Here is a 15216-nt window from a genome sequence, read left to right as displayed (position 1 = left end):
GTCTCAGACTTTACCTTCTCCGGAAGATGCATTCCGGACAGCCTCCAGAATGGGCTCGATATACTTCCTGTCCACAAAGTTCGTGGGGTTTGTGAATCCTTCCAGAATGGCGTCCTCATCGGCTGTCCTGTTATTCTTCCTTTCCATGACTTTTCGGAACACCCCCAGCATGAGACGGAAGGGTCCTTTCACCTTGGAGAAGTCCACCCCTCCGGGCACGTAGAAGAACCGGTGAAAGGCAAGCTGGGACTCGGTGAAGTTGCGCTTCCTGATGACCTCGATCTCATCGGGGTCATTGTTGTTGCCTCCACAGGCAACGATGACGATGGGTTTATTCTCGAACCACTGCAGCGCTTTGGCAAGGGCATTCATTTTCCCCATATAGACGCCTGTGGCGAAGATGATTCCTTCGTAGTCACCGATTTCGCTCTTTCTGAAATCGGAAAAGTCTCTCAGTTCCCACTGAAGGGCTTCCGCCATCCAGGTTGCGTACTGTTTCGTATTGCCATACCTGCTTTTATAGAGCACTATGTTTTTCATCTCTTTCTTCCTTTCGTGAGGGCTTTTGATGCACGGTCAGCGGCGATCTTTCCTGTAAGAATGCTGATGGGTACGCCCGAGGGACTGTAGGTCCACTGGCCTGCCTGCAGCACATCCGGTATGGGGGTCAGGACCGACTGGGTGATCTTCGTCATTTCGGAGACGGAAGGTATCCCATCATTGGTGAAGGCCCATCCCGTGATGCCTCCATCGTGGTTTCCGCTGAGCCTCTCGATGGTTAATGGCGTGGAGCTGAAACGATGAATCACCGCATCCTTTATGCCTTTATAGAGATGCTGATCCAGAATGTCCAGGATCTTCTTCTCCGAGAAGTCTTTGAACGCTTCGTAGAATCCCAGGTCTCTGATGTTTCGTATGAAGTCGTAGTCCATGAGGACGCTGATGATGAGTCCCGTTTTCCCTTCGGGAGCCAGGCGCGGATCCCTAAGGGATGGAATGGCGATCTCATAGGTGGTGTACTCCAGGTAGTCATTCATCCACTCTAGAATCTCCTCTTTCTTCTTGGAAGCGCGGATTTCCTGAAGGCCTGAAAACACCTGAAACTGCCCCTCCTTCCGGGGCGTATAGAACATATGACCTGTGGATCTTCTCCTGAAGAAGTCCTGATGAAGGTCTACGGCCAGGAACATGGAGTAAATGGAGTCGCCTCCGCGTTTTCCTTCAAGGAGGCTTTTTCTCTCTTCGATTCTCCCCTTCACCTCATCCTTTCCCACCTTATTCATGTCCACAGCCTCATAGAGCTTCGTCTGGTCTGCCGCCCAGATGAGCTGGTCGTAGGCATGGGTTCTCCCTTTCTGATCCAGAAGGGTTCTGCTGTCCACATGGATTTTCCTCACTTCCGATTCCGTTTCTATGCGTCCTCCTGATTCAAGGATCCGCTCTCTCATCCTTTCAGCAAGCTGGCCTGTTCCTCCCAGGGGATATTCATAGTCCAGATACAGACTGAAATAGCTGAGGGCAAAGGAGGCCGGCGTCTCCTGGAAGAAATGCTGACTGATGATGTCTACCAGGGACTTGTTCTCTGTGATGGCATCCAGATAGTCATAGACCGGCTGATTGTAGCTCTTGATCTTCCGGGCTTTTCGAAGAAACCTTACTGTCCAGGGCATCAGGGTCTTCAGGAGATACTCCCTGTCCTTTTTCAGATCCTTGAAGAGGGGATTTTCAATGCCATAGAGCACATCCATGTAGTCCATGACCTGGCGGATCCGCTTCATGATTTCATCGATGTCATTTTCGCTTTCGGGATAGAGCTTTGCAAGAAGATTTCTGTACGCCTTGAGACTCTCCAGATTCTCCACCTTCACAAAGGCATCTTCAATCCCGATGGTCACGATGCTTTTCTGAAACTCCACCTGAAGGTCCAGTGCCTTGAGCATGGGCTTCACGATGCCTGAATCCACGATGCCCCTGGCACCTGCATCATAAAGAAAGCCGTCTACGGTAAATGAATTCACAAGGCCGCCCACTTGTTTCTCCTTTTCCAGAAGCAGCACCTTGTAGCCTTCCTTTGACAGAAAGGCGGCACTGGTGAGACCTGCTATGCCTCCTCCTACAATGATCGCATCATATCTCATATCGCATCCGTCCTTTTCTCTTCGCTCAGACCTGTCATGTCCAGACTCTTTTCCCAGATCTTTTTCTGATTCTTTCTGCTTAAGGCATGTTTCGCCGGTTTCTCTTCCACGGTGAGATTGTAGAACTTTCCGCTGACATCCTCCATCTCCGGTGCGGAAGCCAGGTAATAGACCGCTTCTCCGGAGATCACAGGATCCTTCAGGAAATGCCAGGTGACATGGCGCAGAAACCATCTGTACAGAAAGCCATTGTTGCTGCCGATGCCGGTCCGGACTCCGCCCGGATGCATGGCGTTGATGGTGACGCCGGTGCCTTTTAGTTCTTCTGCCATCTGCCACACCGTCAACAGCTGGGCGGTCTTGGAAGCCCCGTAGCCTCGAAGACCTGTATAGATTCTCCTGTGCCAATTGAGATCCTCCGGGTCCAGTCCATTGAACCGGTGTCCTTCGGAGTTCACCTGGATGATTCTTGATGGAGATGATGCCTTCATTCTCTCCAGAAGCATTCGAGTCAGAAGAAAAGAGCCCAGATGATTTACGCAGAAGACCTTCTCAAAGCCGTCTCTGGTATAGGTCTTCTTTGTGGAATGAATGCCTGCGCTGTTGACCAGCACATGGATCTTCTCCTGGTCTTTCAGAATCTCCTCAGCTGCCGCTCTTACGGATGCTAGGTCTGAAAAGTCTGCGATGTAATACGCTACGGAGACGGCATACTTCTTCTCCAGTTCTTCCTTCACCGCCTGGGCTTTCCGCTCGTTTCTTGCAACAAGGATAATCCGGCACCCACCCGCAGCCAGGGCTTTCACCGCTTCATAGCCGACACCGGAGGTGGCGCCTGTGACCACGGCCGTTTTCCCCTTCATGGAAGTGGTGCTTTTTTTCTGCTTTGCTCTTCCGTTTTTCAGAAAGACCAGTTCTTCTGGTAGTTCAAATCTCATACTGCTCACCTTACCCGAAAAATTTTCTCATGTACCATCGATAAAACGGTTTATAGAATGGAATGCCGTCGTAGATGTCTCCCCAGAGATCATAGTAGTCTCTCTGGTGGATAATCTGCCCCTCCTCGTTGAAAAGCAGTTTCGTGGCTCCATAGATGGGACTGGAGGGAAACATGCGGAAAGACATGGTCATAGTCCAGTCCATCATGATGGTGTTCCCCTCTTCCGTCATTTCATGGATCTCCATATGAAGACTTCGACACCGCTTTGTGAGTCTTCTGCACATGGCCACAAAGTCCTCTTTCCCTTCAATCCTCTGGATGGAATCCTGAAAGACGATGTCCTCATGATAATAGGGAAAAATATGGGACCAGTCCGGCTTTCCTTCTCTGCTGTAGGTTCTGGACCACTGGGTCCTGATTTCCTCTATGGACGGCCTGCTGCTTTCGCGGATCTCTTCTATATCAGAAATGTACATGAACTCCCTCCCCTTTATGTGATTCTGAACCCCTTCATATTTCCCAATATTCAGGCAATTCATCCTACTCTTATTTTACCCTCAACCGGACAATTTTCCCAGTATTTTTCTCAGATCTGTCCCAAATGGCAATCTGGACATACTGACTTCCACATTGGGTCCTGAAGAAATATCTATCCTATTCCTGTAGTCACTGAAGCGACTTCCTTTATTCAATCACAGGATGGGCAGTCCGTTCTCTTCCATGAAAAGAAGATCTGATACCAGCCAAAGCTCATCAGCCTTTCCTTAAATAACCGATATTGTTATCCCGTGGCCTATGGGATCAGTGCCAACCGGCACAATGGGTGAATCCAATTCTTCATTTCGACGCTTCTGCTCCTGTCTCCCACTGACTCCAGCTATTGTTCCATCAAAGCGCCAGAGCCCTGTTCATGAGCTGTAGAAGATTTCTTTTCCCCATCTCGGATCTGATGCAGTTTTTTCGTGAATTCATGGAGCATGTCCGGATAGTTGAAATCCCTGATTCCGAAATGAATCTCGTCCTTCATGATCTTCCGGTACTGATAAGCCGTCAGGTGAAACAGTTCCTTCATAATGGCGTTGAGATACTTCTGGTCACTGAAGCCACAGTCCCGGACGATGTCTCTGATGGGCAGTTCCGTATGCTTTAATGCATGGAGCGCTTTTTCCAGGCGGACTTTCAAGAGGTACTCCTGGAAGGAGATACCCAGTCTTTCCCGGATGAAATGGGACAGCCGGGAAGGACTGATGCCCGCAACTTTTCCCAAGGCCTCCAGGGTGATCTTCTCTTTGTAACAGCTTTCCACATAGGCGCTGATCCTCGTAAGCCTGTCCAGATAGGTGTCATAGTTCTTCTTCTTGATGTCCAGATACTTCTCCTTGAGGCGGACGGAGTAGAGATCAAACACATACATGTTGTAGTATCCGATGAGCTGATATCTTGTATGCATGGAAGACCCCGGAGACTGCATCAGTTTAATGAGCTGATACATGATCAGCGGCACTTCCGGGTATTTATGGGCCAGTTCGTCAAAGGAGAACACCCGATTCCGGAAGGGTAGTCGTTCAAAATAGAGATGCAGACTCTTCAGGTAGTCCTTCCGGAACCGAAAGGAAGCGGAGATGGTTTTATCCTCAGAGCGCATGGCATGACGCTGATGCACATAGAAGATGAATACCGTATCGGGCAGCAGATGGTAGGTTTCCCCCTCGCACCAGATGGTGGCACTGCCCTCCAGAAGCCAGACGAATTCGATCTCGTCATGGGTGGTCTCCTCATGGTTCATGTCCGCGTTGAAATAGCACGCAAAGGGCAGGTCATGGTCTTTGAATACATCGATGCATTCCTGCTTCATCCACTGTCTCCTCCTGTGGGGTTTCATTGTCCCATCATTCTATCATGATAATAATATGACAATCAAGCTAAGTTAATTGTCCGGATTGCTATTGTATTGCTACCACTTATTTAGTATTCTTATTGTGAAATTCATAACAATATTAGGAGGGATATCATGCCGTTATTAAGTATTTTTGTCTCCATGGCCTTCTACATGCTCTTTCTGTTTCTTTTTCTGGAGTATTCCAGAGAAAAGCAGCAGTTCTACAAATGGTTTTCCATTGTAGCCATCTGCTCTTTTCCTCTATGGTTTCTGAACATCGATTCCTGGTTCCGATGGGCCAAGACCATCAGCATCCTGATCCCGCTTCTTTTCTTCAACTACATCCGTATATCCAATGACGGACACCATAAGGACCGCCTCATGGCTCTGAAGAAGAAATGGCCCATGTGGATCCTTTATGCCATTCTCATGCTGAATATCATCGAAGCCATGCTCCAGGACATGAGCGGGGGCTACTACTACAATGCCCTCTGCGGACTGATTCTATGCATCACCATCCCGCTGCCTGTGAAGCACTGGCGGGTGGGCGGTAACGACGGAAAGAACACCTTTTCGGAAATCCTGGCGGATCTTCCCCTGGCCTGGTGTCTCCTCTATGTGACCTGGAATGCGGCTTTCGTCTACGGAGAGAACATCGCCTACTTCGCTTCCAGCCTCTGCATCCTGCTGGTGCCTCAGATCTGGATGCTGGTCACAAAGCGCGTGGATCTGTGGCTCATGGCCAGAGTCTACACCCTGGCGGTGCACCTTCTCATCCGGGCATCCTATGACATCTTCACCCCGGTGATGGACTCCACCGCCTGGTTCAGCGCATCCTTTCTGAACCTCTGGGGCATGGTGAATCTGGCTCTCCATGCGGGCTACCTCTTCTACTGGTTCAAAACCTATCGGAATAAGGACCATGTCCTGAAATACTCTGAAAAATATTACGGCTTCCACGAAGCCACAAGGGGGACTATCAATGACGGATCAGATCAGACTGCTTGAATTTGTGAATAAGGTGTCCAATACGAGAATGGGCTCGAAAAACGGCGTGACGGAAGAGGACCCGCGGTTTAAACTGCTGGAGAAGATCGTCACAGAAGAGATGGCCGAGGTGGCGCTGTCCCTGGAATACCGTGGCCATCGCACCGCGGAGGAGATTGCAGCAAAATGCGGCAAGCCTCTGGCGGAGACAAAGCATCTCCTGGATCAGCTGGTGGATGTGGGCGTTTCTCTCATCAAGCGGGGAGGAGACGTGGACACCTACTGGTATGAGACCTGGGTGCCGGGTATTTTCGAGCTGGTGGTGAACCACAAGGAGAATGTGGCGAAATATCCTCAGATCGGAAAAGCCTTTGATGACTATGGCCTCATGCGCAATCCCATCGCAGCGGGGAACTTTCCCGTGGGACTGGGCCTCATGCGGGTCATCCCCATCGAGTCCTCCATCGACGGGTCTTCCCGGAAAGCCTCTTCCGAGGAAGTGTCCGGCTACATCCGGGGAGCCCGTCTGATTTCCGTGTCCGACTGTTCCTGTCGAACCTCCCGGGAGGTCATGAATCAGGGCTGCGGTCATCTGAAGGAAGACATGTGCCTCCAGCTGGATGATGCGGCGGAGTACTACATCCGCACCGGTCGCGGCCGAGAAGTGAGCAAAGAGGAAGCATTTGAGATCATCCGGAAAGCCGAGCGGGACGGCCTCATGCACTCCATTCCCAACACCGAAGGCGAAGGACATACCCACGCCATCTGCAACTGCTGCGGATGCAGCTGCTATGCCCTGCGCGCCGCCAACATGTACAACAACCCGGACATGATGCGCTCCAACTACGTGAGCACCATCGACAAGGACAAATGCGTGGGCTGCGGAGAGTGCGTGGAGGTCTGTCCCACCAATGCCATCCAGCTGGGGCATCGCCTCTGCGTAAACAGTGAAGTGCCTCTGCTGAAGCGGAAGGACTTCCCCCATGATACGGAATGGGGTCCGGACAAGTGGAACCCGGATTACCGGATCAATCGAAAAGAGACTCTGGAAACAGGGACCGCCCCCTGCAAGAGCGAATGTCCTGCGCACATCTCCATTCCCGGATACATCAAGCTGGCTTCCCAGGGGCGCTTCGATGAAGCGCTGGAAATGATCAAGAAGGAGAACCCCTTCCCCGCCGTCTGCGGAAGAATCTGTCCGGCTCTGTGCGAAAGCGCCTGCACCAGGAACGGTCTGGATGCTTCCGTGGCCATCGATGACATCAAGAAGTTCATCGCGGAGCTGGATCTGAAGAAGGAAGACCGGTTCCTCCCGGAAATCAGGAGAACCCACGAAAAGAAGATCGCCATCATCGGCGGTGGGCCTTCCGGCCTGACCTGCGCCTACTATCTGGCTGTAGAGGGCTACCCGGTGACGGTGTTCGAAAAGGAGAAGGACATGGGCGGTATGCTGCGCTACGGCATCCCTGCCTTCCGTCTCCAGAAGGATGTGATCCAGGCGGAAATCGACGTACTGAAATCCCTGGGCGTCATCTTCAAAAACGGTGTGACCGTGGGCGAGGACGTGACGATAAAGGAGCTGCGTAGCCAAGGCTATGAAGCCTTCTATGTTTCCATCGGCGCTCAGAAGGGCCGCAGCCTCTCCATTGAAGGAGACCAGGCCGAGAATGTGATTGCTGGTGTGGACTTCCTGCGGGAATCCGCCGTGGAGCCGCCAAAGAAGTCCCTAGGCAGAACCATAGTCATCGGCGGCGGCAATGTGGCCATCGATGTGGCCCGTTCCGCCCTGAGAATGGACCAGGAAGGCGTCTCCATGTTCTGTCTGGAAGAAAGAGAAGCCATGCCCGCACTGCAGGATGAAGTCCATGAAGCCCTGGAGGAAGGTGTGGTCATAACGAACGGCTACGGTCCCAGAAGAATTCTGGCCAAAGACGGTAGAGCCTATGCCATCGAGTTTCGAAAGTGCATCCGCACTCTGGACGAGAATGGTAGATTCTCCCCTCTCTTTGATGAAGAGGACTACCTCCTGGTGGAAGCGGATACGATTCTCCTGTCCGTGGGGCAGGCCATCCACTGGGGAAGCCTTCTGGAGGGACTGGGCGTCGCCCTTCATCCAAACGGAACCATCAAGGTGGACCCCAAGACGCTCCAATCCAGTGTACCGGATATCTTTGCCGGCGGCGATGCTGCCACGGGGCCCAAATATGCCATCCATGCCATCGCTCACGGAAAAGAAGCATCCATCTCCATTCACCGTTTCGTGAACAAAGGACAGAGCCTGGTCTATGGCAGAAGCAACAAAGCCTTCATCCCTGTGGATCTTACCAATGTGGATTACAGCGGCTACGATACGGTGCAGAGGGAACGGGTCTACACGGTCCACTCCGATACCCTGGCCGGAGTCTTCACCGATGCCCGTGGTCTTCTCTCGGAGGATCAGATCAAAGCGGAGACCATGCGCTGCCTCTCCTGCGGCATCTCCGTGGTGGATGAGTTTCTCTGCGTGGGCTGCGGAGCCTGCAGCACCCGCTGCAAGTTCGATGCCATAAATCTTACGAAGGTCTATGACGCCAAAGGAGTGGATTTTCCCAAGCTGAAGCCTCTCATTGTACGGAACGTCATGAAGCGTAAGGTCCGCATCGTCAGAAAGAAGGTCAAAGCCAAGATTCTGGGTGCAGTCTAAAAGAATATATTCTCCGCTTCGAAGCCTCTGCACTTCCCTTTACGGGCATGCAGAGGCTTTCTCCTTTCTCAAATCCAGATCCGTTTTTCTCTACTGATGCACTATTCATATAGCATTCAGATTTTTCGAAGCAAAGAACCCTGAAATGGAAAGTAGTGCCTTCCATCTACCGGGTTCTTTCATCGGTTCTTATTCTGCCGCTATAGTCGTTGAGGCTTCACCCAGGCCACAATCTTTCCTCCTGCATGACCCTTGTGCAGTTCTTTCAGTCCTTCTGGAATGTCCTGGAAAGGAATCTCTTTATAGAGGACCGGCTTGATGTTTTTGTGTTCCACCTGGGACGTGATGTAGTCCAGATCCTCTTTCCGCGGTTTAGCCAGAAGGGCTTTGAGGCTTTCCCTCTTTCTTCCGAGCAGAAGCCCACCCAGTACCGAAGCAGCCATCAGCTGGTAGACCGAGCTGCTTCCGATGAGGACCACTCTTCCCGTTTCTGACAGAAGATGTCCAAGGGTACTGAAGGGATAATAGCCGTTGACGGCCAGAACCAGATCATAGGATTCCTCCAAGCGGTCAAAATCCGTCTCCTGATAATCCAGTACATGGTGGGCTCCTAAGGACATGGACTGGGCTATGTGGCTGATGGAGGTCACCGCCGTGACCTCCGCGCCCAAGGCTCTAGCCAGCTGCAGGGACAGGGTACCTACACCGCCTGATGCGCCTAGAATAAGAACCTTTTCTCCTTGCTGCAGTTTCCCCTCCTGACGGAGGCCTTGGAGGGCCGTCACCGATGTCATGGGCAGTGCAGCGGCTTCGAGATAGCTCAGGTTCTTCGGCTTCAGGGAAAGCAGCATCTCTTTCACGGCCACATACTCAGCAAAAGCGCCAAACCCTGCACCGGAAAGGTCTCCATAGACTTCATCCCCGACTTTCAGATTTCTGCAGTCGGGAGAGGCTTCCACCACCGTTCCAGAGAGATCTGTTCCTCTGATTCTGTGTTTCGGCCGAAAAATGCCGGAGACCAGTCTCATGAGAAGGGGTTTTCCGCTGAGCAGTCTCCAATCCGGTGCGTTGAGGGACACCGCTTGGACCTCCACCAGAACCTCTCCTTCTTGGATCTGGGGCTTTTCTGTTTCCTCCATGGTCAGGACTTCATAGGTTCCGTAATGTTCCTGCAGGATGGCTTTCATTTCCTTTGCTCCTTTCGGATGAATATATTGGCGAGTTGCATCTACTGATTGAATCTATCTTCAGTATACGCCAGATAGAAGCTTCTGTACCATGTTTTTTCTTTCTGATGCAGAAGATGCACGGAGTGTGGTCTTCTGTGAGGAGAAAGAGCGCTCCTTCTTTTCCTTCCTGAAAAAAGCCCCTTCCCTGTCCGGATTACCAGTGTCTTTCGGAAACCCAGGTCAGCGCTCACGGGAATCCGGGATCATACCCTTCTTGCTCTTCCAATCCTTAGCAGTACAGTCGACAAGGTCCCGGCAGTGGAAGGGGTGTATTCCATCTGCCGGGACCTGTTTTCGATTATGACTTTCTTCTCTTTTCTCTTTTCACGCAATTCATCTGAAGGAAAAGAAAATCTCTGTTCGGGCCGCCATGGCCCGTTTTTAGTTCTGAAGGGAGGAGCTGTACGCTATGTCTCTGCCGTCACCTGGAGGCTGGATATCTGGAACGAAGCGTTTTCTCCTCCGAGCCCGAAGTGCCCATAAGCATTCTCGATGCCTTCGCAAGTAAGGACGGCGGCTCCATCATTGAGGAGGAAGATTACCTGGTCTCCCTTGACGATCAGGTGGAGATGCATGGACTCATGAAAATTCACCGAGGTTTTGCTTTTTCGAAGCACCCTATAGCTGCCATGTAGTCTCTGCTCGATGGAGAGAGCGTTTTCTTCTATTCGCACAAAGTAGTAGTTCTCCAGCCCTTTCGCTCTGAAAGGCACAAGGATGCTTCCACCCTTGCACTGTTCCAGTCTGAAGCACAGTTCCACGTCCTTTGCAAAATAGTGGCCCGTGAGACTGATGCCCTGCTCTTCCTTCGCTTCGAAACGGATCTGGCTCTGGAATAGCTCTGTGGTGATTCTGTGATTGGAGAAGGGGGCCACATTCCTAAGAAAACCTTCTTCGAAGGAGAATTGATTCAGAGAATACGACGCAGTTCCCGTGAGGCTAAAGGTTCTTATTCGAATGCGCCCCAGCAGACCATTGCCATCCACAGGCGCGCTGTCTGTTCTGACCTTTATCCCCACTTCTCTGATCAGGCGGCCACCATGCTCTGGAAGAGTGTATTCCACTTTTTCAAGAGTTCTATCCGTTAGCGGCCTGAATTCATCGGTGGTTTCATCTCCATTGGCATACCGCACATAGGGTGCTATCCAGAGATCATCAAGAAAGCTGATTTCGCTCTCCAGCTCAACAGTCAGTTTCTGGCCAGGATAGGCAAGAGGTGCAAACACCGGATCATAGCGATTGTCTCCGAAATCCTTCGTCTGATAGAAGGTCTGATAGTATAAGGCAGCCTCATCTCCCTTGACCAGATTGTCCACTAGAATGTCGTAGCTTCCTTTGCTTCTTCGAGAACGCTGATCCCGAAGAAGTCTGAAATCATTTCTGATCCTCAGTCCGGAAGTGCTGCCCTTCAGGGAAAAATCCAAAGAAAGCTCGTGTGCCTCATTCGTCTGTCCCTCTGCCATGCCCGCAAGAAACTTCGCGAATACAGGGAGATTGATCACATTCAGTGTTGGGCTCATGCTGGACCCGATGATCAGATCATTCACCGGACTTCTGTAATGCTCCGGAATGCCATCGATGCCTTTCAGCACACCCATGATGGTGCCCACGACACCGGCATTGCTGTCTGTGTCCCATCCGCACATGCAGGTGATCTCTATGCTTCTTGCAAAGTCATTGTCTCCGTATAGGAGACCGATGAGCACAAGGCAGGCATTGGGAATCACCGGACACATTCCTGCAAAATGAGCGTAGCTGTATCGGTTCTGGGCGTAGTCATAGGCCGCTCTGAAGTCCTGCGGATGCTCCCTGTGAAAACGCCTCATGTCCTCCATGGCCTGTCTGTATAGACTGGATGAAGGAAGCTTTGTAAGCACTTTGGACACAAGGACTTCGATGTCTTTTTCCACGAAGGCGCACGCGATGAGTCCGCCGATGAATCGAGCCCCCACAAGGGCTTCTCCGTCATGGGAGACGGCAGCGGCAGTCTCTGCGGCATCCATGGCTTTCTCCATGTCCCCTGGATGGATCAGGCCCCAGCTGTCTATGAAGATCTGTCCGCCCACCTGTTCCGACAGGGAGACGGTATTTTGTATGCTTTTACCGCTCCTGTCCGGGGAGACCCCCTTCTTCAGGTTGCTGTATGCGGTATGTTCCGTGCTTACGCCTTCGCCGCCCCACCAGAACATGCCCTGGCCGTCTCGTGTATAGTTCATCCATGCTCTGGCGACCTTTTCCGTGGTGATATCAAGGTTTTCTTCGTCCACCATGGCGCGTATGAAGAAAACCGGTCCGTTGGTGTCGTCATCTGCCGCAAACCGCTCCGAGTTTTTCACATACCCTCTGATGTCTCCGAAACTTTCCTTGATACGCTCGTAATCCCACTGGTAAGGCTCGATGGGTGCACCGAGGCGGACCCCGATGGCTTTCCCCAGAAGACCACTATAGATCTTTTCTAGTAGGTCATCCAATTTCTCACTTCCTTTCATAAGACCGGATGCAGTCCAGCACATAAGCTGCGAAAGCCTTCTGGTCCACATCCATCACGACCCTGACCTTCCCTTCCCGGGAAGGTTTCAGGCGGCGATCCGCACAGGTCATGCCTCTTGTAATGCCTTCGCATGAAATCTCCACATGCAGATCCTCCCAGGTGAAGAGATCCGGTCTAGAGATCACCGCCACCGCACAGATATCATGAAGCGCGGATACATCGAATCCGAACTGCTTTCCAGACTCATGATAGAACTTCAGAAGCTCATGGGAGAAAAACCCCACTGCCCCGCAATCCTTGAGCGGCTCGATGTCCTTCCATTCCAGATAGGCTTTCTCCGTCACATCCAGTCCGCTCATGATGATGGGCACGCCACTTGAGAATACCATCTTTGCCGCTTCAGGGTCCGCATAGATGTTGAATTCCGCATAGGGTGTTATGTTTCCATGATGAATTCCTCCGCCCATAAGGGAAATGCACTGGATGGAGGATTTCACTTCCGGATACAGATGAAGAAGCATGGCGATATTGGTCAAGGGTCCCAGCGCTGCGATGGTCACGTCCTTGTGTGTCTTCAGAATATCTCTGTAGGCTTCCACAGCATGTTTTTCTTCCACCGGATAAATGATTTCAGGTATCTCTGCAAGACCATCCATGCCACTGTCGCCATGGGCATGGGGCTGCACTTCCAGTTCTCTCTGAAGGGGCTTATGACACCCTTGGAATAGAGGAATCTTTTCTTCGATGGTCTGGAGAATCAGCCGAGCATTGTCCGTGATTCTCTCCACATGATGATTGCCTCCCACTGTGCCCACACCCTTGATGTCGAAGATGTGTTTTTCGCTGCAGGCCACAAGAATGGCCAGGGCATCATCGTGACCTGGATCGCAGTCGATGATCATCTTATTCATACTTACGACCTCCTTTGGATTTCATGACGGAATAGGAAACCAGCGCCACCACAGTAATGATATTGGGCAGAATGGTCACAAGTTCTGTGGGCAGGCCTTGAAGCTGCAGGATATTGGCCAGTGCTGAGGCAAACCCGAAGAGCATGGAGGACAGGACGGTTCCGACCATGGTATTTCTGCCCATGGCTTCTGCCGCCAGGGCAATCCATCCTCTTCCAGAGGTCATGTCTCTGGAGAACCAGGAAACGTATCCCATGGAAAGAAATGCTCCTGCTATGCCGCACACAACGCCACAGATGATAAATGAAATGATTCGGGTCCGGTTCACATTGATTCCCACGGATGCTGCCGCATTTTCATTTTCCCCCACCGCTTTGATATGCTGTCCCAGTGGTGTCTTCTGAAGAAGGATATAAACGAGCACCACAATCACAAAGGTGACATAGACCAGCACATTGTGGTTGGAAAGCACGGCTCCGATGAAGGGGATATCTTCAATGATGGGCAGCCTGATGGAGGGTAGGGTCTTGCTGGCCAGCGAAGCGGATGTCCCCTTGTCACCGGTAAGGATATAAAGGAGAAATACCGTCAGACTGGAGGAGAACAGATTCAGGGCGATTCCGCCGAGGATCACATTGGTTTTCAGTTTCAGTGTGAAATAGGCCAGAAACAAAGACATGACGATGCCCATGAATATGGCTGCCAGAAGTCCCACCATGGCGGAACCGGAAAAGGCACTGCCCACAACGCCAAAGAAGGCGGACATGAGCATGATCCCCTCCAGTCCGATATTGGGCACGCCTGCACGATTGGTAACCAGAGCCCCCAGAGCAGGCAGCAGTAAAGGCACAGAAACTCGGATGACAGAATAGAAGAAAGTGGATGTCAGTAGCTGTTCTATGATGTTCATTTTACTTCAGCCTCCTTGAGTATCAGTCGGTTGCGATAGAACTGCAGGAACATTCTTCCGGATATGAAAAGAATAATCAGCCCCTGCATGATCCCGACCATCTCAGCCGGAATATCTGTCAGTCTGGACATCAGGTCTGCCCCGATCCTGATATAGGCCAGGAAGAAGGCGGAAAAAATCACATTTTTCGGCTTGTTCTTGGCCAGCATGGCAATGAGCGCACCGTCAAAACCCAGCCCTGGCAGAGAAACCCATTTGAATGCATCATACATGCCGATGACTTCCACGGCACCGCCGATGCCTCCGATGAACCCGGCGATCATACTGACCAGTATGATCGCTCTTTTTGTGTTGATGCCGGAATACTCCGCAAAACTTTTGTTGGCGCCGGTCATACGAATCTCATAACCGAGTTTGGACTTGTTCAGAAACCAGTCACAGACGAAAACAGCCACCACAGCAAGAAGGATGCCTGAATGCACTTTGGTGCCAGGCAGAATATCATTCAGCAAGGCGGTTTCCTTTATGGGAACGGATTTCAGTACCACTGTGCTTTCTTCCCGAAAATAGTAGTTCAGGATGTAAAGCCCGACGCCATAGAGAATGGAATTGAACATGAGAGACAGGACCAGTTCGCTGACATCCCATTTCGCCTTGAAATAGCCCACGATTCCCATGACCAGAGCCCCGAAGACCGCTGATGCCAGTATGGCCACCACCGGATGGATTCCTGCCGGGAGCGTGAGGGTGATTCCGGCAATGGCAGCGATGAGTCCTCCGATGTAGAAGATCCCTTCGGTACCCATGTTGAACAGTTTCGTCTGAAACAGCAGCGAAACTGCCAGTCCTGAGAAAATCAGTGGAATGGCGGTTTCGATGACGTTGCCCATGTATCTGAATTTCGTGAGCGGTCCCACAATGAAATTGAAGATGGACTCCATGGGATTATCGCTTAACAGCAGAATGATCACAAAGCCTACGCCCAGTGCAATACCTACCGCTGCCAGTGTCCGCATCGTTTCAAATTTTTTAAGTACTTTCTTCATCT

Annotated in this window: 12 protein-coding genes; 2 read left to right on the top strand and 10 right to left on the bottom strand. The window is 51.5% G+C overall.

The features are described 5' to 3' along the window. Positions 1 to 3: 3 nt before the first annotated feature. The 5 genes from J3A84_RS08805 to J3A84_RS08785 all read right to left on the bottom strand — a co-directional run bounded on the left by J3A84_RS08805 (position 4) and on the right by J3A84_RS08785 (position 4933). Positions 4 to 540: a flavodoxin domain-containing protein gene (locus J3A84_RS08805; RefSeq protein ID WP_207599648.1), complete on the bottom strand. Its 537-nt coding sequence runs from the start codon at positions 538 to 540 to the stop codon at positions 4 to 6. Then, positions 537 to 2138, bottom strand: coding sequence for a phytoene desaturase family protein (locus J3A84_RS08800; protein WP_207599647.1), 1602 nt, complete (start codon positions 2136 to 2138; stop codon positions 537 to 539). Before J3A84_RS08800 ends, J3A84_RS08805 begins: the two co-directional genes overlap by 4 nt. Beyond that, positions 2135 to 3076 (bottom strand): SDR family oxidoreductase, encoded by a 942-nt coding sequence (locus J3A84_RS08795; RefSeq protein WP_207599646.1) that lies wholly within the window; start codon positions 3074 to 3076, stop codon positions 2135 to 2137. The genes J3A84_RS08800 and J3A84_RS08795 overlap by 4 nt, the downstream gene beginning before the upstream one ends. A 10-nt stretch (positions 3077 to 3086) precedes the next feature. Next, positions 3087 to 3554, bottom strand: coding sequence for a nuclear transport factor 2 family protein (locus tag J3A84_RS08790; protein WP_207599645.1), 468 nt, complete (start codon positions 3552 to 3554; stop codon positions 3087 to 3089). A gap of 401 nt (positions 3555 to 3955) precedes the next feature. Next, positions 3956 to 4933, bottom strand: a complete 978-nt coding sequence (locus J3A84_RS08785; RefSeq protein WP_207599644.1) for a helix-turn-helix domain-containing protein — start codon at positions 4931 to 4933, stop codon at positions 3956 to 3958. A gap of 156 nt (positions 4934 to 5089) precedes the next feature. Here J3A84_RS08785 and J3A84_RS08780 point away from each other — a divergent pair, with 156 nt between their 5' ends. Together J3A84_RS08780 and J3A84_RS08775 are read left to right on the top strand one after the other, a co-directional pair. After that, positions 5090 to 5965, top strand: coding sequence for a hypothetical protein (locus J3A84_RS08780; protein ID WP_207599643.1), 876 nt, complete (start codon positions 5090 to 5092; stop codon positions 5963 to 5965). Further along, complete coding sequence (locus J3A84_RS08775; protein WP_207599642.1) at positions 5940 to 8627, top strand: FAD-dependent oxidoreductase; 2688 nt, start codon at positions 5940 to 5942, stop codon at positions 8625 to 8627. The genes J3A84_RS08780 and J3A84_RS08775 overlap by 26 nt, the downstream gene beginning before the upstream one ends. A gap of 200 nt (positions 8628 to 8827) precedes the next feature. Here J3A84_RS08775 and J3A84_RS08770 read toward each other — a convergent pair whose 3' ends face one another. The 5 genes from J3A84_RS08770 to J3A84_RS08750 all read right to left on the bottom strand — a co-directional run bounded on the left by J3A84_RS08770 (position 8828) and on the right by J3A84_RS08750 (position 15214). Next, a complete protein-coding gene (locus J3A84_RS08770) occupies positions 8828 to 9814 on the bottom strand; it encodes an NAD(P)-dependent alcohol dehydrogenase (protein WP_207599641.1) in 987 nt (328 codons plus the stop codon). A 449-nt stretch (positions 9815 to 10263) separates the two neighbouring features. After that, entirely contained in the window at positions 10264 to 12327 is a 2064-nt protein-coding gene (locus J3A84_RS08765; RefSeq protein ID WP_207599640.1) for an ADP-ribosylglycohydrolase family protein, read from the bottom strand. Between the two features lie 4 nt (positions 12328 to 12331). Then, positions 12332 to 13258 (bottom strand): nucleoside hydrolase, encoded by a 927-nt coding sequence (locus J3A84_RS08760; protein WP_207599639.1) that lies wholly within the window; start codon positions 13256 to 13258, stop codon positions 12332 to 12334. Next, on the bottom strand, positions 13251 to 14168 hold the full coding sequence (locus tag J3A84_RS08755) for an ABC transporter permease (protein WP_207599638.1): 918 nt from the start codon (positions 14166 to 14168) through the stop codon (positions 13251 to 13253). Before J3A84_RS08755 ends, J3A84_RS08760 begins: the two co-directional genes overlap by 8 nt. Next, entirely contained in the window at positions 14165 to 15214 is a 1050-nt protein-coding gene (locus J3A84_RS08750) for an ABC transporter permease (protein ID WP_242694106.1), read from the bottom strand. The genes J3A84_RS08755 and J3A84_RS08750 overlap by 4 nt, the downstream gene beginning before the upstream one ends. Between the last annotated feature and the right edge of the window lie 2 nt (positions 15215 to 15216).

Source organism: Proteiniclasticum aestuarii, from assembly GCF_017368455.1.
Taxonomy (GTDB): domain Bacteria; phylum Bacillota; class Clostridia; order Clostridiales; family Clostridiaceae; genus Proteiniclasticum; species Proteiniclasticum aestuarii.
This window is presented reverse-complemented; position numbering and strand designations above follow the sequence as displayed.

Coding starts and splice junctions, on each gene's coding strand:
- J3A84_RS08785 (WP_207599644.1), bottom strand. CDS start 4,933: ATGAAGCAGGAATGCATCGATGTATTCAAAGACCATGACCTGCCCTTT.
- J3A84_RS08750 (WP_242694106.1), bottom strand. CDS start 15,214: ATGAAGAAAGTACTTAAAAAATTTGAAACGATGCGGACACTGGCAGCG.
- J3A84_RS08775 (WP_207599642.1), top strand. CDS start 5,940: ATGACGGATCAGATCAGACTGCTTGAATTTGTGAATAAGGTGTCCAAT.
- J3A84_RS08780 (WP_207599643.1), top strand. CDS start 5,090: ATGCCGTTATTAAGTATTTTTGTCTCCATGGCCTTCTACATGCTCTTT.
- J3A84_RS08800 (WP_207599647.1), bottom strand. CDS start 2,138: ATGAGATATGATGCGATCATTGTAGGAGGAGGCATAGCAGGTCTCACC.
- J3A84_RS08790 (WP_207599645.1), bottom strand. CDS start 3,554: ATGTACATTTCTGATATAGAAGAGATCCGCGAAAGCAGCAGGCCGTCC.
- J3A84_RS08805 (WP_207599648.1), bottom strand. CDS start 540: ATGAAAAACATAGTGCTCTATAAAAGCAGGTATGGCAATACGAAACAG.
- J3A84_RS08770 (WP_207599641.1), bottom strand. CDS start 9,814: ATGAAAGCCATCCTGCAGGAACATTACGGAACCTATGAAGTCCTGACC.
- J3A84_RS08755 (WP_207599638.1), bottom strand. CDS start 14,168: ATGAACATCATAGAACAGCTACTGACATCCACTTTCTTCTATTCTGTC.
- J3A84_RS08760 (WP_207599639.1), bottom strand. CDS start 13,258: ATGAATAAGATGATCATCGACTGCGATCCAGGTCACGATGATGCCCTG.
- J3A84_RS08795 (WP_207599646.1), bottom strand. CDS start 3,076: ATGAGATTTGAACTACCAGAAGAACTGGTCTTTCTGAAAAACGGAAGA.